The organism is Marinobacter sp. M3C (assembly GCF_023311895.1).
GTDB lineage: Bacteria > Pseudomonadota > Gammaproteobacteria > Pseudomonadales > Oleiphilaceae > Marinobacter.
Window position 1 is genome coordinate 1,054,723 of the sequence record NZ_CP092284.1, and the last position, 19,408, is coordinate 1,074,130.

Consider the following 19,408-nt stretch of genomic DNA (forward strand, 5'->3'; position numbering starts at 1 on the left):
TTTGTGCCCAAGATAACAGCGCAGTCGCCGAGCCTAAAGCGGACATTGGCTGGACTGCACCTACCTGACAAAATGGTAATCTTTACGATGCTACGCCCGCCTCGGCCAACGTAGCTAAAAAATAAGTATTGCCTTTAATCATAGACCAGTTCCACGCTGCGGTCGCCCACCAGGTATTTCAGCTCAAGCAGCAGGCTATCATTGGGCTCCACCCGCCAGGATGGACCCAGCTCAATACGAGTACTGGCGGCCGGACTGGTGTACTCAATCCACACCGGGCTGCCTTCGCAGCGATGCGGTGCCAGCAATTTTTCCAGTGAGTCCAGCAGGCCGTTGCCAAGCTGATTTTCATTCAGCTTCAGCTGCAAACCGCGACTAAATTGCTGGCGGGCGCTGGCGACGTCCATCACCGAGTTGACCCGCATCTTCATCTGCCCAGAATAGTCATCGTGGCTGACCTGGCCATCCACTACAATGACTTGATCTGACTGCAACAGCTCGCGGTTTTCAAAAAACGCTTCGGAAAAAAGCGTCGCTTCGATGCGCCCACTGCGATCATCCAGGGTAATAAAGCACATGGTGGAACCGGTGCGCGTTTTCATGGTGCGCTGTGCAACCACCAGTCCAGCTACCCGCTGCGGCGATTTGTTCGGCTTTAGATCAGCGATAGAAGAGCGCACGAAGCGCCGAACTTCGCGCTCGTATTCATCAAACGGATGCCCGGTCAGATAGAGCCCAAGCGTGTTTTTTTCACCTTTAAGTCGTTGTTTTTCAGACCACTCACGAATGTCCGCAACATCGATATAGGCGTCTATGTCAGCGGCAGCTTCCAAGGCATCGCCAAACATGTCCACCATGCCGGCTGCTTCGTTACGCGACTGCTGACCCGCTTGTAATACGGCTTTTCCGATGCTGGCCATCAGCTGGGCTCGGCCGGCGCCTAATGTGTCCATAGCGCCAGCGCGAATCATCGCTTCTAGCGCGCGTTTGTTCACTTTCTTCAGGTCGACCCGGCGACAAAAGTCGAACAGGTCAATGAACGGCCCGTCTTTTTTTCGCGCCGTAACAATGCTATCAATGGGCCCCTCACCCAAGCCTTTGATAGCACCCAAGCCATACACCACCTGTCCATCGTCGTTAGCGGTGAAGGCGTATTCCGAGGTACTTACATCCGGCAGCACCAACTCCAGTTTCAGGCTACGGCATTCTTCCACCAGCGTAACCACCTTGTCGGTGTTCTGCATATCGGCGGTGAGCACGGCGGCCATAAATTCGGCGGTGTAGTGAGTCTTTAGCCAGAGGGTCTGGTAGGACACCAAAGCATAAGCGGCGGAGTGGGATTTGTTAAAACCGTAACCGGCAAATTTTTCCACTAGGTCGAAGATATTTTCTGCCAAGGTTTTATCAATATTATTGCCTGCACAACCATCCAGAAAAAACTGCTTCTGCTTCGCCATTTCTTCGGGTTTTTTCTTACCCATGGCGCGGCGCAGCATGTCCGCGTTACCCAGACTGTAACCCCCCATCACCTGGGCGATCTGCATCACCTGTTCCTGGTACAGGATAACGCCGTAGGTGGGCTCCAATACCGGCTTCAGACCTTCATACTGATAATCCGGGTGCGGGAAAGACATTGGCTGCTTGCCGTGCTTTCGGTCAATAAAGTCGTCTACCATGCCCGACTGCAACGGGCCTGGGCGGAACAGCGCCACCAGGGCGATCATGTCTTCCAGGGAATCCGGCTGCAGGCGCCGGATCAGGTCCTTCATGCCTCGGGATTCCAGCTGGAACACGGCGGTGGTTTCGGCCTTTTTCAGCATCACGAACGAGGCTGGGTCGTCCAGCGGAATCTCGCTGATGTCCACCGGCTTCAACCCGCGCTTTTCCCGCCGCGGATTGATCATTTTCAGCGCCCAATCGATGATGGTCAGCGTTCGCAGGCCGAGAAAGTCGAACTTCACCAGACCGGCGTCTTCCACATCGTTTTTGTCGAACTGGGTTACCAAGCTGCCGCCGTCGTCATCGCAATACAGCGGCGAAAAGTCAGTGATCTTGGTGGGCGCAATCACCACCCCGCCAGCGTGTTTGCCAGCGTTACGGCACACGCCTTCAAGCTTGACCGCCATTTCCCAGATTTCCTGGGCTTCTTCGTCTTGCGCCAGAAATTCCTTAAGTGACGGTTCCTGCTCTACGGCCTTGGCCAGGGTCATACCCACTTCAAACGGGATCATTTTGGACAGTTTGTCCGCCAGCCCGTAAGACTTGCCCTGCACCCTCGCTACATCACGCACCACGGCTTTGGCGGCCATGGTGCCAAACGTAATGATCTGCGATACCGCTTCACGACCGTATTTTTCGGCCACATAGGCGATGACTCGATCGCGGCCTTCCATACAGAAGTCGACGTCGAAGTCGGGCATGGAGACCCGCTCGGGGTTCAAAAAGCGCTCGAACAGCAGATCGTATTGCAGCGGGTCCAGGTCCGTAATCAACTGAGCGTAGGCCACCAGGGAACCGGCACCGGAACCACGGCCAGGCCCTACCGGCACGCCGTTGTTCTTTGCCCACTTGATAAAGTCCATCACGATCAGAAAGTAGCCGGGGAAACCCATCTGGATGATGATATCCAGTTCAAATTTCAGCCGGTCGTAATAAGCCTGGCGCTTGCTGTCGTAATCCGGATCGTCTTTGGGCAGAGTTTTGGCCAGACGATCTTCCAACCCTTCTTCCGACACCTGGCGAAAGTAGTCGTCCATGGTCATGCCTTCAGGCACCGGATAGTTGGGCAGAAAGTATTCGCCCATGCGCACAGTGACCGAGCAGCGGCGGGCGATGGCCAGGGTGTTTTCCACGGCTTCGGGAATGTCGGCAAAAAGCTCGATCATTTCTTCAGCGCTGCGCAGGTGCTGTTGGTCACTAAAGCGGCGGTCGCGGCGCGGATCGTCCAGAGTGCGGCTTTCGCCAATGCATACCCGCGCTTCGTGGGCCTCAAAGTCTTCCGCATAAATAAAGTGGACATCGTTGGTGGCCACCACCGGCAAGCCCAATTCAGCCGCCAGCGCCACATTCAGGTGCAAGCAATCTTCATCACCTGCACGGCCAGTACGCTGAAGCTCCAAATAAAAACTGTCGGGGTACAGTTCGCGCCAATAGCAGGCCCGTTCACGGGCCAGCTTGGGCTTATCTGACAACATGGCCTTGGCGACATCACCCATTTTGCCACCCGAAAGCATAATCAGGCCCTGGCTGCGGGCTTTCAGCCATTCGCGCTTAATGATGGGCTTGCCAAAACGCTGACCTTCGGTATAACCCAGTGAAACAATCTCGGTCAGATTCAAGTAACCGTCGTTATTACTGGCCAGCAGGGTTGTGCGAAATGGGCTCTCTGGCTCGTCCGGGTTTTCAAGCCACAAATCGGCACCAATAATGGGCTTGACCCCGGCGCCAAGCGCGGCTTTGTAAAATCGCACCAGTGAAAACATGTTGGACTGTTCGGTGAGCCCGACAGCAGGCATACCCAGCTCCACTACCCGCTTGATCAACGGCTTTACCCGTACCAGACCATCCACCAAGGAGTGTTCAGAGTGAACGCGAAGATGTACAAAGGTCTGGGCAGTCATTGCAGATAATCCTGATTAAAACGAGAATACGGATAGCACAAATACAGTTGACCGCCATCAGCGGCCATTCACAGACCGATGGCGGCGCGAATACTGGCCTGGGTCTGTTCGCCAAACAGCACCTGCTGTAACTCGCCCTTTGGATTTATAACCAGCGTAGCCGGCAACGCAATAGGCGTTTGCCAGTCAAACTGCGGGCCTGGGTCTTGGTTCAGCAGATCAAAGCCGATGCCCATGCGCTCACCCAACTGGCTCAGTTCGGCATCGCTGATGCCATCAAAGTTAACGCCTAGCACGGTGATCGCCGGGTTCTGATTCAAGGCATTCAGTTCGGGAATTTCCTTCAGGCAGGGCTTACACCACTCGGCCCAGTAATTCACCAGTACCCATTGCCCGCGCAGATCGCTCCAAACCAGTGGCGCGCCTTCATTGCGCTCCAGCTCAATCTTGCTACAACCCGCCAGCGCAACCATCGCGGCAAACAAACATCCAATAGTCGCCAGGCGGCGGGTATTAAGGGCAAAACCGGTCACAGGGTATTGCAAGCAAAGTCCTCCTGTTAAGCTCCACGCCTGCGAATTCATATTCGCACGCCACGCATCTACTATTATGCACCTACAATCAGGCAAGAAGATGACAGAACCCACCCGAATTTTCCACAATCCCCGCTGTTCAAAATCCCGCCAGGCTTTGGATCTATTAACGGGCCACGGCATTCACCCTCACATTATACGTTATCTGGATACGCCGCCGACAGCGCCAGAGTTGGACATCATTTTGCAACAGCTTGCGCTGGAGCCACGGCAATTGATGCGGCGTAAAGAGCCAGAATACAAAAAACTGGACCTGGACAACGCCGACCTCAGCCGGCAGCAGTTGGTTGCGGCAATGGTGGCGAACCCGCGCCTGATTGAACGCCCTATTGTGCAGGCAAATGGCAAAGCGGTCATCGGCCGACCTCCGGAAAACGTACTGACTGTTTTGTAAATGAATTTTACCAAGCTGACATTTTGAGGATTGTGCCATGACCGCACCGGCTCCCTACGTACTGATTTTGTATTACAGCCGCACCGGCCAAACCGCCGACATGGCCAATCGCATTGCCCGCGGCGTTGCCCGGGTGACCGGTATGCAGGCGCGAATTCGCAGCGTGCCGCCGGTGGCACCAGAAACCACCAGCGCAGTGCCGCCGGTGCCCGATGAAGGCGCACCCTATGTTAGCAAAGACGATTTGGCTGACTGCTCTGGCTTGGCCATTGGCAGCCCTACCCGCTTCGGCAATATGGCCGCACCATTAAAGTATTTTTTGGATACTACCGGTGATTTGTGGCTTGCCGGCGCCTTGGCTGGCAAACCCGCCGGAGCATTTACGTCAACTGGCAGCCTTCATGGCGGGCAAGAAACTACATTACTGTCGATGATGCTGCCACTGCTCCACCATGGCATGGTGCTGTGCGGTTTGCCCTACAGCGAGCCGGCTTTGGGTGCCACCACGACCGGCGGCACACCTTATGGCCCTAGTCATTTCGCCGGCACCGGCGAACAACTGCCACTGAGCGAACACGAACAGATTCTTTGTCAAGCGTTTGGCGAGCGCCTGGCTCGTCTGGCACTGAAGCTGGCCGACTAATCCGCTATCGCGGAATCATCTTAAACAATTGCGGATTTCTAACATGTTGCGTAACCCGAAAGCACTCATAACGGCACGTATTACTCTGGCGCTCTACTTGGCCACGATGATTACCCTGGTGGTGACTACTTTTTTCCCGGGGCCAGACGAAGGCGTCTCCATCACCATGATACTGGCGGTGAAACTGTTGCCTTTAGTGGGTTTTATTGTGCCGGTGTATCGCGGAAACAGTCGCGCTTATATCTGGCTGTCCTTCGTTATCATTTTCTATTTCACTCAAGGCGTGGTGTCAGCCTGGCTCAGTGAGGGCGCCATCGGGCCGGTTATTACAACGGTGCTAACCTTCTTTCTGTTTACTGTGGCGATGATTCATCTTAAGGTAAATCGGCCCGAAACGGCCTGAGTGTTACTGACACAACACGTTTTTCCCTTCCGATGACTGCAACGGACGCCCAGCTTATGGCTTCAGTGCCTCCCCGCGACAAACGCCCGCCGGCCCAAGTACATCAGGCTAGAGTGCAGCAGGCGCCGGCGAGAGCGACGCTGACCCTGCGGGATATTTGCACGGCTTTGGTCAGCAGCGGTGACATTCTGCAAACCGACGCCGAACGTGTGTTGTCGGCTAACCTTGGCAGGGCCGGGGGCGAAACAGCACCGCGCCATCCACTGGAAGTGGTCGCCATTGCCGCTCTGGTCAGCCAGCGTTCCGGACAAACTCTGAATTTGGAGCGGTTGACTCAATGGCTGGCGGATTGGGCCGGGCAGGATTACTACCATATTGACCCGTTGAAAATTGACACCGTAGCCATAGCGCGGGTGATGTCCTTCGCCTTCGCCCAGCGCCACAGTATTTTGGCAGTAGAAATTCATAATGACGAGGTGTTGATCGCCAGCGCCGAACCCTTTCGTTCGGAGTGGGAACAGAACCTGCGTCAGGCCGTGCACAAAGAGCTAAAACGGGTGGTCGTCAACCCCGAGGACTTACGCCGTTATACCCAGGAGTTCTATCAGCTTGCCACTTCAGTAGACAAAGCCAGCGGCGGCCAGACTAAGGGGCCACTGGCGGGCCACCAGAACTTCGAGCAGCTGCTGGACCTGGGAACCAGCGACAAGCCCGAAGCCAATGATCAACACGTGGTGAAAATTGTCGACTGGCTGTTGCAATACGCCTTTGACCAGCGCGCGTCTGATATTCACATTGAACCGCGCCGCGGCATTACCCGGGTGCGCTTTCGCATTGATGGCGTGTTGCATTCGGTATACGAATTTCCTGGCCACGTAGGCACAGCCGTTACCAGTCGCCTGAAGATACTGGGCAGGCTGAACGTAGCCGAAAAACGCCGACCTCAGGACGGGCGCATAAAAACCCGCAAGCCGGACAATCAAGAAGTAGAACTGCGCCTGGCCACGCTGCCCACCGCCTTTGGCGAAAAAATGGTGCTACGGATTTTTGACCCGGACGTACTGCTAAAGTCCTACGAACAGCTGGGTTTCAGCCGTGAAGACCGCGAACACTGGAACGGCATCACCGGCCGACCCCACGGTATTGTGTTAGTCACCGGCCCTACTGGCTCGGGTAAAACCACCACCCTGTATTCCACGCTCAAACAGCTTGCCACACCAGAGCTGAACGTATGCACCATTGAAGACCCCATTGAAATGGTGGAGCCGGCGTTTAACCAAATGCAAGTGCAGACCAATATCGACCTGACCTTCGCCGCAGGCGTTCGGGCACTGCTGCGGCAAGACCCTGACATCATTATGATTGGCGAAATTCGCGATCTGGAAACCGCAGAAATGGCGGTACAGGCCGCGCTGACGGGCCATCTGGTCCTAAGTACCTTACACACCAACGATGCTCCCAGCGCCATCACCCGACTGATGGAACTGGGCATTCCCCCATACCTGATTCGGGCGACCGTGCTTGGTATTATGGCTCAACGCCTGACCCGGAACCTCTGCCCGCACTGCAAAGTGGCCTGCGAGCCCGATGAACATGCCTGGAAAACCCTGACCGAGCCTTGGCGCGCACCTCTGCCAAAAGAATTCTATCAGCCGGCAGGATGCCTGGAATGCCGCCAGACCGGCTACATTGGCCGTTCGGGCGTTTATGAGATACTGGAGTTGTCCAGCGCCATGGTGCGACAAATCACTGAGGGCTGTGAACTGGAGCAGCTGCGCGCCGACGCTTACAAAAGCGGAATGAAGTCATTGCGCCTGAGTGGCGCGCAAAAGGTCGCCGCCGGGCTGACCAGCGTTGAAGAAATTCTGCGGGTAACGCCTGAAAGCCAGCGTTAGATGTTTTTTTAAGCGCGTTCTACGAAGTGATGTTTGTTAAGTACTGTTCGTTAATCAACACGCGCTACGCACCCGGGCGCAGGCCGCACTGTTCCAAAAGCTGCTGCCAGCCGCGGGTGTGGTCGGCCACGGCCTGATCCAGATCACCCCACACGTTTGCACGTTCAGCATCAGCACTCTCAACATGAACATTCCCAACACCGGGCTCGACGGGCAAAGCGCGCGCCTGCCAGCGCTGAAAACTCTGTGGCATCACGGCGGTTTGAATCTGCGCCAGTTGCGCCAACGGCTCCAGCAGCTCGATGCGGGCACGGTGCAGATCCGCCAGATACGGTTGCACCTTACCAATATAAATACTGAAAAACATACCCTGCACGATGGTGGACTGATTGTTGGGCTTACCATTTAAGCACAGGGGGCGCTGCGCCAACCGGCGTTCAATCACCTCCGTGCCGTCATTCAGTCGCGCCGCCACCAACAGGGCACTGTTGATTAACTGGCCGGCGCGATACTCGGCCTGCCAACGCTGTTGCACGGCCCCGGCAAAGTCCAGATTCTGCTCCAATTCGCCATTAAGAAGACCCCGCGCCGCACGCTCTAACTGGACGGCTTCACGGGCAAGGTCCGACAGCGGACTCTTGGCAATCACCGGATAAAATCCCTTGCTGGTGGTAAACAGGCTTTCGACTTCCTCGACACCCCAAGTTGCGTTCCAAAGCGCAATGGGCAGGTTCTCGCGCTTACTACTTATGGCTTGTCGCAACGTGTCCTGCAGCTCTTCATCCCCATCATCGATGCTGCTCTGCAGGCATCTTTCAGCGCTGGCAATAAAACGCAGTTCGTACCTCAAACGGTTCAGGGGCTGCATAACTTTGCCCATGATGGAATTTTTTTCACCGACAACAAATTGTAGGTCACAACCGTAGAGCGACAGAAAGTCCAACATTCCGAGTTCCAGCTCTGGCATGTCCAGAACCCGTTCACGGCGGCGCGGCAAAATAGGGGCTGGGGCCGGTTCGCTGAACTGCGGGTCGGTTTCCAACACACGGCCCAGGCGCTCAACGTATTCGTCCATCATGGGTCGCGCTTCACCAAACGGGTTGCAGGCAGTTAGAAAGATTGCCGCAAACACCACCGAAAAAACGCTAACAGAACGTTTATCAAATACTTCAGAGGTCTGGGTCATTGTCATTACTTAATAACTTTTTCGCCATCTTTATTAACCCAAATAGGGCGATCGCCATTACCCATTTTGCCGTTGGTGTCCCAGATTTCCCGATTTTCGGTGGTTCTTTCCAACGCACCGTTATCTTCCCAGATAACACGATCTTTGCAGCCTGCTAAGGCGGTCAGCGCAACAATGATCAACGCGGTCTTTTTTGTCAGCAGACAGGTCATAAACTTCTCCGATTTATAGTTAATGTTGTCATTAGCGACGCCTAATCGCGCCGGCCGTGAACTTCCCTATTATTCTGTTTCTCACGATCGCTCTTGCGGATCATAACGTAAATGGCTCCGGTACTGCCGTGGTGCTTTTGCGTTGTGTGAAACGCCAGCACCGGCTCCAATTCCGGTAACCACTTAGCAAGGTAACTTTTAAGCCAGGCGATACCGTCGAGGTTGCGCTCACCTTTACCGTGCAGAATCGTTACCGTGCGTAGGTCATAGCGCATGCAGTCATTAACAAAGCCAAACACCTGGCGCCGGGCTTCGTCTACCGTCATCCCGTGCAAGTCCAGCTTGGCTTCGCTGGGGTAGTAACCGAGTCGCAGTTTGCGAAACACGCCGTTCTGAACACCGGGGCGTTTCCAGCTAAGAATGTCCTGAGCGGTCAAAGGCTCAACCATGTCCGCCGTGAGCGGATTCGTGTCTTTCAGTGGCAACGCGATGGCCGCCCGCTGGCGCTCCAGGTGGCCCGGGGTCAGCTCGCGAGGCACAACAACGTTGGCTTTGTTTGGCCGTTTTATACGTTTTACATCGCCCATTTCAGCGAGAAAACGCAGTCGATCTTCTTTGGTAGTCATGACAGTATTATCAATGGTTCCTAATGCGGCGAACTTTACCACTGCCCTGCGATGCCATAAAGCAATCCGGCGACGCCTGCACTAGACTGTAAGCACATCCACCCGTTGTCGACAGAGTGAAACCGACTATGGCAGCAGCCTCTCAAGACCAGAGTCGCCCACAAAATACCCGGGCTGTTATGGCTTTTCTGCAAAATCATCCGCCTTTCTCCAATATGGAAGAAGACCACCTAGCGCACTTTGCCGAGCATTCTACGCTACGTTTTTACGCTAATGACGAGGTGGTTTTGTCCGCGGACGACGGCGTTGCTACCCAATTTTACGTTGTAAAGCAGGGTCGGATTCGTGGCGAGAGACTCAATAGCAGAGACGATCGCACCGAAACCACTTTCGAGATTGGCCTGGGGGACTGCTTTCCCCTGGCCGCACTTGTGGGTGAACGGCCTACCCGCACGCTGCATCGGTCGGTGGGCGACACATTCTGCCTAAGCATTAAACATGAAGCTTTTGTCACCCTGTTTACCCAAAGCGATACGTTCCGTGACTTTTGCCTACGCGGCGTCAGTAGCCTTCTCGATCAGGTGAATCAACGCATACAGTCCGGCGCCATGGCGTCGATTGGTTCGAATTTTACGTTAGACTCGCCGCTGGAACGCTTTGCCCTGCGTAATCCCATTGTGTGCACACCCGACTTGCCGGTGCGCAAGGCTGTGGCGCGCATGCACGAAAACAGCGTGGGCAGTATTGTAATTACGGACGACAACCGACATCCGGTGGGCATTTTCACACTGCGCGACTTGCGCACACTGATTGCCGAAGAAAAGGCCCCCCTGAGTGCGCCGATTCGGCAGGTAATGACACCGAACCCCTGCTCATTGTTGGCAAAAGAAGATGCCTTTGCAGCCGCCATGCTGATGGCGGAGCATCACTTTGCCCACATTTGTGTAGTGGATGAAGAAAACAGATTGATTGGCGTTGTGTCAGAACGGGATCTGTTTGCGCTGCAGCGCGTTGACCTGGTCAATCTAGCCCGCACCATCGGCACCGCAACTCACCTACGCACCCTGGTCAGCCTGCGCGCGGATGTTTCGCGCCTGGTCGATTCCATGTTGGCCCACGGCGCCGATTCCGGCCAGATCGTAAAAATCATTACGACCCTGAACGATGTCACCGTGCGCCGCGTATTAGAATTGAACATCGCCAAAAACGATCCCGGCGTACCGTTCACCTGGCTGACGTTCGGCAGCGAGGGTCGCCAGGAGCAGACTCTGTTGACCGATCAGGACAACGGCATATTGTTCACCACGCCGGAAGGTATGACGGAAGATCAAGTGCGGGAGAAATTGCTGCCGTTCGCGCGCATCGTGAACGACGAGTTAGCGGAATGTGGGTTCACCCTGTGTAAGGGCAATATTATGGCCAGCAACCCGAAACTGTGTTTGAGCGGCGCCGAATGGGACGACTGGTTCGTGCGTTTTATCGATGCTTCGACACCGCAGAACCTGGTGTATTCGTCTATATTCCTCGACATGCGCGCAGTGTTTGGTCCCAGCGAACCGTTGCACGAGCTATTTCAGACCGTTCTGAAACGCATCGGCAACAACGCGCTGTTTCAGAAAATGCTGGCAGGCAACGCTTTTACCCGCAAGCCACCACTGACCATGTTCCGCAGCTTTCGCTATGTCAGCGATGGTAAAAAACCCGCGCTGGATCTGAAGCGTCAGGGCCTGGCACCCTTCGTTGAAGCCGTGCGAGTGTTTGCCCTGGCTAACGGTGTAGGGGCTGCGAATACCCTGGAGCGGATGGATGAACTGGCTCGCAAAGGCGTGTTCGACGCAAAAGATGCCAACGCCTGGAAAGAAGCCTACAGCCTGATACAGGCCATCCGTATGCGGACACATCATGAAATGCTGGAACAAAAAGAACCGCTAACCAACTACATTGATCCAGATGACCTGAACCCGCTGGACCGCCGAATACTCCGCGAATCTTTCCGCCAGGCCCAGCGCCTGCAACAGAAGCTGGAACTGGCTTACCAGCTCTAGCCCCAGGGCCTGATTATGATCGACTTTCTAAAGCAGTGGCTGGAGCGCAAAAAGCGTGGCGGTATAGACATCGCCAACCTGCCGAACCCCAAAACGATTGGTGACCAGCCTTTGATGGCTTCACGATTGATTGTGCTTGACCTGGAAACCACTGGGCTGAACCCGGCCAAAGATCAAATGATCGCCATAGGCGCCGTAGCTATCAACAACAACGCTATACCGTTAAACGATCAATTTGATCTGATATTACGCCGGCCAGAGCTAGATATCCGTAAAACCGTACTGATTCACGGTATCGGCCCCGAAGCGCTGACCGACGGCCGTGAGACCGAAGACGCTCTATTGCACCTGTTAGACTGGATGGATGGAGATCCCATTCTGGCTTATCATTCGGCGTTCGATCAGAAGTTTCTGGAAAAAACCCTGCGCGCTGTACTCGGCTATGGTGAAAATCACATCTGGCTTGATGTTGCAGAGCTGATGCCTGCGTTTTTTCCAAGCGTTAACACCCGAGGCAAAGGTTTAGACAACTGGGCTGATATCTTTGGCGTACACGCCAGTACCCGCCATCACGCCGCGGCTGACGCTATGGTCACCGCTGAGCTTACATTAATTGCTCTTAACAAAGCCGCACAACAAGGTATTCACACTCTGGCCGAGCTCAGCAACAAATTGCGCTACCAGCGCCGCCTGAGAAACATACAACGGTTTTAACAGCACCATATGCAAAGCCATGACCGATATCGAGCTGAAGCGCCTGCGCCAGTTCTCAAATTTCAACCGTAAACCCGTCAAAATCCAGAGTTTTAGACCTTTTGCCAATATCACTCGGGCTCGCATTGCACCAAAGTCAATAAGGTAATCCCGCAAACTCCACAATAACAACAGGAGTACTCTATGTCAGGTCATAGCGAAAACGCTGAGCAGTACTGGAAGGCGAACCTCCGCCTGATTTACGGAAGCCTTATTATCTGGGCTTTGGTTTCTTATGGTTTCGCGATCTTCCTGCGGCCAATGCTGTCCAGCATTTCCATCGGCGGCACGGATCTGGGTTTCTGGTTCGCTCAACAGGGCTCAATTCTCACGTTTATCGCACTGATCTTCCACTACGCGTGGCGCATGAACAGGCTCGATAAACAATTCGGCGTGGACGAGGAATAATAACAATGAGTCAATTTGCCATTAACATCCTTTTTGTAGGTGGCTCATTCGCCATCTACATCCTTATCGCCATATGGGCCAAGGCCGGAAGTACAAAAGACTTCTATGTTGCCGGCGGCGGTATTCACCCTATCACCAACGGCATGGCGATTGGCGCCGACTGGATGTCTGCTGCATCCTTTATATCCATGGCAGGTATTATCGCTGCCAGTGGCTATGCAAGCTCAGCCTACCTGATGGGTTGGACGGGTGGTTACGTTCTGCTGGCCATGCTTCTGGCGCCTTACCTGCGCAAGTTTGGCAAGTTCACGGTTCCAGAGTTTATTGGCGACCGCTTCTACAGCCGCAACGCCCGCCTGGTTGCGGTTGTGTGTCTGATTGTAGCGTCTGTCACCTATGTTATCGGCCAAATGGCCGGCGCTGGTGTAGCCTTCTCTCGCTTCCTGGAGGTTGACTCCACAACTGGCCTGATGATTGCTGCTGTGATTATTTTCATCTACTCAGTACTTGGCGGCATGAAAGGCATCACCTATACGCAGGTGGCCCAGTACGTTGTGCTGATCATTGCCTACACGATCCCTGCTGTATTTATTTCTCTGCAACTGACAGGCAACCCGATTCCAGGGCTGGGTCTGTTCTCCACTCACATCGATTCGGGCATGCCGATTCTCGATAAGCTGAACCAGGTCGTCACTGACTTAGGCTTCACAGAATACACTGCAGATCTCGACAGCCACCTGAACATGGCGCTGTTTACCCTGACGCTGATGATTGGTACCGCTGGCCTGCCCCACGTTATCGTCCGCTTCTTCACGGTTCCTAAGGTTGCAGATGCTCGCTGGTCTGCTGGCTGGGCCCTGGTGTTTATTGCGCTGCTGTACCTCACAGCGCCGGCAGTTGCGTCTATGGCTCGCCTGAACCTGATGACCACCATTTATCCCGATGGCACCGCTGCTGAGCCAATTCAGTACGACAACCGCCCGAACTGGGTCAAAGAGTGGGAAATTACAGGTCTGATCAAGTTCGTTGACAAAAACGAAGACGGGCGTATCCAGCTTTATAACGATGCCCCGTCTTTTCAGACTCAAGCTGACGCACGCGGCTGGAAAGGCAACGAACTGGACGTAAACCGTGACATCCTTGTGCTCGCCAACCCGGAAATTGCCAACCTGCCGGGTTGGGTTATCGGGCTGATAGCCGCAGGCGGTCTGGCAGCGGCGCTATCAACAGCCGCAGGCTTGCTGCTGGCGATATCTTCAGCGATCAGTCACGACCTGATCAAAGGCTCGATTAATCCGGGTATTTCGGAGAAGGGCGAGTTGAGAGCCGCCCGTATATCGATGGCCGTTGCGATTGTTGTCGCGACATATCTTGGCGCCAACCCGCCAGGATTCGCCGCACAGGTTGTTGCCCTGGCGTTTGGCATCGCAGCCGCATCTCTGTTCCCGACTCTGATGATGGGCATTTTCTCCAAGCGCGTTAACAATGTTGGCGCCATCGCGGGTATGCTGTGCGGCCTGGCGTTCACCCTGACGTACATCTTCGTGTACAAAGGATGGTTCTTCATACCAGGTACCGCCAACCTTGCTGACATTCCGGCGAACTGGGTATTTGGTATCTCGCCCTTGTCTATCGGTGCGATTGGTGCCGTCGTCAACTTTGCGGTAGCCTTCACGGTATCCAATGTGACGGATGAGCCACCCGTTGAGATTCAGGAACTGGTTGAGAGCGTTCGTTACCCACGCGGTGCCGGAAAAGCTCAGGACCACTAAGCAACAACCCGGCCTGTTTCACTCATTGAGCTGACAGGTTGTTACCGAACGGGCCTCCTCTTAGAGGAGGCCCGTTCTTTTTTAAGGAAACACATTTATGTTCTGGACTTTTGTCGCCACCGTATTTTGTGGACTGGGCGCCGCCGGCATTGCTCTCGGAATCCGGTTTCTCACCCGCAAGATGGCGCCTAAATGGATTATTCCGGTATTTGCCGGCGCCGGTATGCTTGGCTACCTTATCTACGGAGAATACATCTGGTATGACAATAAACAGACACGCCTGCCTGATGAGGCAGCGGTGGTGAGCACAGAAAGAGAAGGTATATTCTGGCGCCCGTGGTCATTGGTTTACCCATACGTAACCGCATTCTCCACTGTTGATAAAAACAGCATCGCCCGGGATACGAACAATCCGAATATAGTACGGTTCACACTTTACCGCTTTGAACAGAAAATCACTGACACGGTTGCACACCGAGTTCACATTATTAATTGCGGGACTCGCGAGGTTGTTCCTATCGGTTCTGATGGAACGCCAAGGGTCGACAACATGAAAGTTCTGGAAAGGAATGACCCACTTTATTCCACCGTGTGTGCTCGCTGATAATCCGGTAACGGGCCTGGCAGCCTGATCACCTGACGGATATGCATTAATATGATTAGTGTCTGGTTGCTGGTTTTAATTTCCATCACCTACATTTCCCTGCTGTTTGTAGTGGCCTGGGCAGGCGACCGCCACCCGGGGCTGTATAAGCGACGTTTGGCCAGAACCCACATCTACGCACTCTCTCTGGCCGTGTATTTTTCCTCCTGGACTTTCTATGGCGCCGTGGGTCGCGCCACCCAGGAAGGACTTGGGTTTCTGCCCATCTATCTTGGGCCGATATTGGTGTTCGTGTTCGCCGCACCGCTGTTGCGCCGCATCATTCACATCAGCAAGCGCAACAGCAGCACCTCCATAGCCGACTTTATCGCTTCCCGCTACGGAAAATCCCAGTTGCTAGCAGCGATGATAGCCGCCTTTGCGTTAATCGGCAGCGTGCCTTACATCGCCTTGCAGTTAAAAGCCATCGCCATGGGCTTTGCGGTGTTGTCCAGCCCCCACGGCGGCGCACAGGAACTCAGCAGCGCCGCCTGGAGCGATTCAGCTTGGTACATTACGTTGGCTCTGGCCCTATTTACCATTTTATTCGGTACCCGCCACCTGGAATCAACAGAGCATCACCGCGGCATGATTCAAGCCATTGCGTTTGAATCTGTAATCAAACTGGTGGCGTTTTCAGCGGTTGGATTGTTTGTGCTGTTTGGCTTTTTCAATGGCTTTGGCGACCTTACACAGCGGGTAGCCGCGGCCGATCTCACCGGAGTGCTGACAACCCAAAATCTGAATCTGACCGCGTTTATTACCCAAACCCTGGTCGCCGGGGTGGCCATTGTCTGCCTGCCGCGGCAGTTCCACGTTATGGTGGTTGAAAACAGCGATCCCCGCGATTTCGAGACCGCGCGCTGGGCTATGCCTATTTATCTGATCATCGCCAGCGCTTTTGTACTGCCGATTGCCGCTGCCAGCTTGCTTGTACCCGATAGTGCCAACTACAACCCTGACATTATGACGCTTCAGTTGCCCATACTGGCCGGCAATACCTGGCTTGCAGTACTGGCGTTTCTGGGGGGCGGCTCCGCAGCGGCGGCGATGGTGATTGTGTGCTCGGTGGCGGTCGCCACCATGGTCAGCAACGAAATCATTATGCCGGCTTTGTTGAAATTCTTCCGTCCCAGAATGAATCGCAAGGCGGACCTGAGCTACTTGCTCCTTAGTATTCGCCGCATCGCTATCTCCGCTGTTTTACTGACAGCATACGGTTTTTATCGGATGGCAGGGGAAGACACCAGTTTGACAGCCTTCGGGCTACTGTCGTTTGCTGCTGCGGCGCAACTGGGGCCAGCGTTGGTGGGCGGAATCGTCTGGCGCGGTGGTAACCACAACGGAGCGGTATGGGGTCTTTTTATAGGCTTTATACTATGGCTCTACACTTTGCTTCTGCCTGCGTTGGCATCTACCGGCTGGATCAACGACACGCTTGTTCAGCAAGGTCTCTGGGGCATGAGTTGGACCCGTCCCACCGCCCTGTTTGGCGCTGAACTGGACCAAATCAGCCACGGTATAATCTGGAGCCTGGGAGCCAATACTGCAATTTATATAATGCTGTCCTTAGTAACCCGCCAACGAGTGCGTGAGAAAATACAGATCGCCAGTTATTTTCAGGACACTCACGGACGCGGAGAAACCCCCCACCAGCAAACCTGGCAGGGTGAGATTTTGACCTCCGACCTGCAGGCTCTGGCTGATCGCTTCATGGGCGACGAGCGCGCAGAAACGGTGTTTCGCAATTACGAGCGCCGCAATGCCATCCGCCTTTACCCACAGCGGCCTGCAACAACACATTTAATGAAGTACATAGAGCGCCAGCTGGCATCGATTATCGGTGGTTCAACCGCGCGCGTGGTTTTGGAATCGACCCTGACCGGTCGCGATATGCAGATTGAAGACGTCGTCAGCATTGTGGATGAGGCCTCACAGGCAATGACGTTTAGCCGAGAGCTGCTGCACTCCGCTATTGAAAACCTCAGTCTTGGTGTGTCAGTAGTAAATCACCAGCAGGAACTGGTGGTGTGGAATCACCTATACATTGAACTGTTCAATTACCCCAAGAGTTTTGTACGTCTGGGACGACCGGCGGCTGACCTGATTCGCTATACTCTGACTAACGCAAATCTTTCAGCCCGTAAAATCGATGAAATCGTTACTCAACGCATTGGCAGCATGACCCAAGGCCAGCGTATGTCCTATGAGCGCCAGCGGCCCGATGGCACGTTTATCCGCATTGAAGGCGCGCCGATTCCCGGCGGCGGCTATGTCACGACATTTCAGGACATAACGCCCATGCGTCGTACCGAACAGGCGCTAAAGGAAACCAATATCTACCTCGAACAACGGGTTAAAGAGCGAACCCAGGAACTGCAGGTGATCAACGAGCAGATGCTTAAAGCCACATCTGTAGCCGAACAGGCCAATCACAGTAAAACACGCTTTCTCGCGTCAGCCAGTCACGATCTGTTGCAGCCCTTAAATGCCGCACGCTTATTCACCTCTGCCCTGCAAGGTAAAGCTCAAAGTGCCGAGTGTCAGCAATTGGTCGAACACATCGACAGCTCCCTGGGTGCGGCCGAAGAAATTATCAGTACGCTGCTGGATATCTCCAAATTGGATGCCGGTGCTCTGGAGCCGGATATCAGCGTGTTTCCGGTTAGCGATATCATCCGCCGGCTGGCAAACGATTTTTCTGCCATCGCCAATGACCAGGACCTTATATTGGATGTCGTACCCAGCTCCGCCTGGATCCGTTCAGATGCCAAGCTTCTGCGCCGGGTGATCCAGAATTTTTTGTCCAATGCCATACGCTATACGCCCGAAGGTCGCATCCTGCTGGGTTGCCGTCGCCTGGATGGTTTCCTGCGCATTGAAGTCTGGGACACAGGGCCCGGCATTCCGGAGGATCAGCTAACCCAGATTTTTGAAGAGTTCCGCCGTTTCCAGCATGGGCGCGACAAGAAAGGTTTGGGCCTTGGCCTTGCAATCGTCGACCGCATCAGCGGTATGCTCAATCATCCGGTGACCGTTCAGTCGCGGCAGAGTCGTGGCAGCGTTTTCAGTATTACGGTGCCCAGAGTGGCCGCCGAGGAGCTAACCCCCCTGCCAGTACAGGCTTATGGCCCGGCTCGACGGGTATCCAGCCTGAAGGGCCGTCATCTGCTGTGTATTGATAACGATGCCGCTATTCTTCAGGGTATGGTGGCGCTGCTGAGCAACTGGCAATGCCAGATAACAGCCGCGGAAAGCCTGGACGACGCCATGAAAAAACTGGGTGTGGACGTTCCCGACATTCTGCTTGCCGACTATCAGCTAGACGACGACCAGAACGGTCTGGACGCTATGGACACGCTGCGCGTAGCTCTGAAAAAGCGCCTGCCCGGCATTCTGATTACAGGCTATATGGCACAAGAGGTAAGAGATGACGCGACAGACCGCGGCTATCATGTGCTTTATAAACCCGTAAAACCGGCTGCTCTGCGCGCTATGGTGAATAAACTTTTAAAATAAGTCGGTAAGTGGCAACCACTCTACGCCCCGCTGCTTTCGGTAAACTGTGCCAAACCCGACGTTTTTCGCGATAATTTCCTGGTTCAGGAAATCCACAGGGTGTGCTAACTGATAGCCCCGGCCACGCACGGTGCGTATATCAAAACCCTCCTTCAACGCCCGCCGTACGATCTTCCATATTGCGGTGCGGCTAACGCCAAACTCCATGGCGAGTGACTGTCCGGAATGGATCTTGCCGTCATTCAAACGGGTTATCAATACCTTGGCTTTCATTCAGGGATGCCCGCGTCAATGACTAAGCGCTGGATTAAACACTAAATCCGCACGAATTCAAAGCCTATGCATGACGTTGGAATTGGCGAATCACCAGGTGGGGACCGGTTTCACTGAGGGACGGATTTGAAATCCGTCCCTGTTTTGGGCTGGTTTCGTTTTATTCAGCCAAAAAAAAGCCCCGGCAGCGTGAGCTGTCGGGGCTTTTAGCAATAAGAGTCTGACGATGACCTACTCTCACATGGACGAACCACACTACCATCGGCGCAGGCTTGTTTCACTTCTGAGTTCGGGATGGGATCAGGTGGTACCAAGCCGCTATAGTCGTCAGACAAAACGGTTGATCACTGGGGGATGAGATAGAACGCTGGCTTTTTAGGGCCGTGATACGATTTTTTCGTTGCGATATCCGCAATTGTCTTG

General features: G+C 54.4%; 16 protein-coding genes and 1 rRNA gene. 10 read left to right on the top strand and 7 right to left on the bottom strand.

Annotated elements, in window-relative coordinates:
* Positions 1-134 precede the first annotated feature (134 nt).
* Entirely contained in the window at positions 135-3,620 is a 3,486-nt protein-coding gene (gene dnaE / locus MIH18_RS04780) for a DNA polymerase III subunit alpha (protein ID WP_249008358.1), read from the bottom strand.
* A 68-nt stretch (positions 3,621-3,688) separates the two neighbouring features.
* Positions 3,689-4,165 carry a TlpA disulfide reductase family protein gene (locus MIH18_RS04785; RefSeq protein WP_249008357.1) on the bottom strand — a complete coding sequence of 159 codons (477 nt, stop codon included), beginning with the start codon at positions 4,163-4,165 and terminating at the stop codon, positions 3,689-3,691.
* 88 nt (positions 4,166-4,253) lie between these two features.
* Between MIH18_RS04785 and arsC the strand changes: the two genes are divergently transcribed.
* The 4 genes from arsC to MIH18_RS04805 are packed head-to-tail and all read left to right on the top strand — an operon-like array spanning position 4,254 to position 7,548.
* On the top strand, positions 4,254-4,607 hold the full coding sequence (gene arsC / locus MIH18_RS04790; protein WP_249008356.1) for an arsenate reductase (glutaredoxin): 354 nt from the start codon (positions 4,254-4,256) through the stop codon (positions 4,605-4,607).
* Positions 4,608-4,644: 37 nt separating this feature from the next.
* Positions 4,645-5,250: an NAD(P)H:quinone oxidoreductase gene (gene wrbA, locus MIH18_RS04795; RefSeq protein WP_249008355.1), complete on the top strand. Its 606-nt coding sequence runs from the start codon at positions 4,645-4,647 to the stop codon at positions 5,248-5,250.
* A gap of 43 nt (positions 5,251-5,293) precedes the next feature.
* The gene (locus tag MIH18_RS04800) at positions 5,294-5,653 is read left to right on the top strand and encodes a DUF2069 domain-containing protein (protein WP_249008354.1); all 360 of its coding nucleotides are present in this window, start codon (positions 5,294-5,296) and stop codon (positions 5,651-5,653) included.
* A 56-nt stretch (positions 5,654-5,709) separates the two neighbouring features.
* A complete protein-coding gene (locus MIH18_RS04805; RefSeq protein ID WP_249008353.1) occupies positions 5,710-7,548 on the top strand; it encodes a GspE/PulE family protein in 1,839 nt (612 codons plus the stop codon).
* A 64-nt stretch (positions 7,549-7,612) separates the two neighbouring features.
* On the opposite strand, the gene MIH18_RS04810 is transcribed toward MIH18_RS04805, so the two are convergent.
* The 3 genes from MIH18_RS04810 to smrA are packed head-to-tail and all read right to left on the bottom strand — an operon-like array spanning position 7,613 to position 9,572.
* Positions 7,613-8,734, bottom strand: a complete 1,122-nt coding sequence (locus tag MIH18_RS04810; RefSeq protein WP_249008352.1) for a DUF3080 domain-containing protein — start codon at positions 8,732-8,734, stop codon at positions 7,613-7,615.
* Between the two features lie 5 nt (positions 8,735-8,739).
* A complete protein-coding gene (locus MIH18_RS04815; RefSeq protein WP_249008351.1) occupies positions 8,740-8,946 on the bottom strand; it encodes a hypothetical protein in 207 nt (68 codons plus the stop codon).
* Between the two features lie 41 nt (positions 8,947-8,987).
* Positions 8,988-9,572 carry a DNA endonuclease SmrA gene (smrA, locus tag MIH18_RS04820; RefSeq protein WP_249008350.1) on the bottom strand — a complete coding sequence of 195 codons (585 nt, stop codon included), beginning with the start codon at positions 9,570-9,572 and terminating at the stop codon, positions 8,988-8,990.
* 128 nt (positions 9,573-9,700) lie between these two features.
* On the opposite strand from smrA, the gene MIH18_RS04825 reads away from it, so the two are divergent.
* From MIH18_RS04825 to MIH18_RS04850, 6 genes are all read left to right on the top strand, one after another.
* Complete coding sequence (locus MIH18_RS04825) at positions 9,701-11,617, top strand: putative nucleotidyltransferase substrate binding domain-containing protein (protein WP_249008349.1); 1,917 nt, start codon at positions 9,701-9,703, stop codon at positions 11,615-11,617.
* A 15-nt stretch (positions 11,618-11,632) separates the two neighbouring features.
* Positions 11,633-12,331 carry a 3'-5' exonuclease gene (locus MIH18_RS04830; protein WP_249008348.1) on the top strand — a complete coding sequence of 233 codons (699 nt, stop codon included), beginning with the start codon at positions 11,633-11,635 and terminating at the stop codon, positions 12,329-12,331.
* Between the two features lie 183 nt (positions 12,332-12,514).
* A complete protein-coding gene (locus MIH18_RS04835; protein ID WP_249008347.1) occupies positions 12,515-12,778 on the top strand; it encodes a DUF4212 domain-containing protein in 264 nt (87 codons plus the stop codon).
* A gap of 5 nt (positions 12,779-12,783) precedes the next feature.
* Positions 12,784-14,550: a sodium:solute symporter family protein gene (locus tag MIH18_RS04840; RefSeq protein WP_249008346.1), complete on the top strand. Its 1,767-nt coding sequence runs from the start codon at positions 12,784-12,786 to the stop codon at positions 14,548-14,550.
* 97 nt (positions 14,551-14,647) lie between these two features.
* On the top strand, positions 14,648-15,154 hold the full coding sequence (locus tag MIH18_RS04845; RefSeq protein ID WP_249014048.1) for a hypothetical protein: 507 nt from the start codon (positions 14,648-14,650) through the stop codon (positions 15,152-15,154).
* 51 nt (positions 15,155-15,205) lie between these two features.
* Complete coding sequence (locus tag MIH18_RS04850) at positions 15,206-18,712, top strand: PAS domain-containing hybrid sensor histidine kinase/response regulator (protein WP_249014049.1); 3,507 nt, start codon at positions 15,206-15,208, stop codon at positions 18,710-18,712.
* Here MIH18_RS04850 and MIH18_RS04855 read toward each other — a convergent pair.
* Positions 18,704-18,985, bottom strand: coding sequence for an HTH domain-containing protein (locus tag MIH18_RS04855; protein ID WP_249008343.1), 282 nt, complete (start codon positions 18,983-18,985; stop codon positions 18,704-18,706). The genes MIH18_RS04850 and MIH18_RS04855 overlap by 9 nt on opposite strands.
* Before the next feature lie 218 nt (positions 18,986-19,203).
* Positions 19,204-19,317, bottom strand: a 5S ribosomal RNA gene (rrf, locus tag MIH18_RS04860).
* Positions 19,318-19,408 lie beyond the last annotated feature (91 nt).

Coding starts and splice junctions, on each gene's coding strand:
- dnaE (WP_249008358.1), bottom strand. CDS start 3,620: ATGACTGCCCAGACCTTTGTACATCTTCGCGTTCACTCTGAACACTCC.
- arsC (WP_249008356.1), top strand. CDS start 4,254: ATGACAGAACCCACCCGAATTTTCCACAATCCCCGCTGTTCAAAATCC.
- wrbA (WP_249008355.1), top strand. CDS start 4,645: ATGACCGCACCGGCTCCCTACGTACTGATTTTGTATTACAGCCGCACC.
- MIH18_RS04800 (WP_249008354.1), top strand. CDS start 5,294: ATGTTGCGTAACCCGAAAGCACTCATAACGGCACGTATTACTCTGGCG.
- MIH18_RS04805 (WP_249008353.1), top strand. CDS start 5,710: ATGGCTTCAGTGCCTCCCCGCGACAAACGCCCGCCGGCCCAAGTACAT.
- MIH18_RS04810 (WP_249008352.1), bottom strand. CDS start 8,734: ATGACCCAGACCTCTGAAGTATTTGATAAACGTTCTGTTAGCGTTTTT.
- MIH18_RS04815 (WP_249008351.1), bottom strand. CDS start 8,946: ATGACCTGTCTGCTGACAAAAAAGACCGCGTTGATCATTGTTGCGCTG.
- smrA (WP_249008350.1), bottom strand. CDS start 9,572: ATGACTACCAAAGAAGATCGACTGCGTTTTCTCGCTGAAATGGGCGAT.
- MIH18_RS04825 (WP_249008349.1), top strand. CDS start 9,701: ATGGCAGCAGCCTCTCAAGACCAGAGTCGCCCACAAAATACCCGGGCT.
- MIH18_RS04830 (WP_249008348.1), top strand. CDS start 11,633: ATGATCGACTTTCTAAAGCAGTGGCTGGAGCGCAAAAAGCGTGGCGGT.
- MIH18_RS04835 (WP_249008347.1), top strand. CDS start 12,515: ATGTCAGGTCATAGCGAAAACGCTGAGCAGTACTGGAAGGCGAACCTC.
- MIH18_RS04840 (WP_249008346.1), top strand. CDS start 12,784: ATGAGTCAATTTGCCATTAACATCCTTTTTGTAGGTGGCTCATTCGCC.
- MIH18_RS04845 (WP_249014048.1), top strand. CDS start 14,648: ATGTTCTGGACTTTTGTCGCCACCGTATTTTGTGGACTGGGCGCCGCC.
- MIH18_RS04850 (WP_249014049.1), top strand. CDS start 15,206: ATGATTAGTGTCTGGTTGCTGGTTTTAATTTCCATCACCTACATTTCC.
- MIH18_RS04855 (WP_249008343.1), bottom strand. CDS start 18,985: ATGAAAGCCAAGGTATTGATAACCCGTTTGAATGACGGCAAGATCCAT.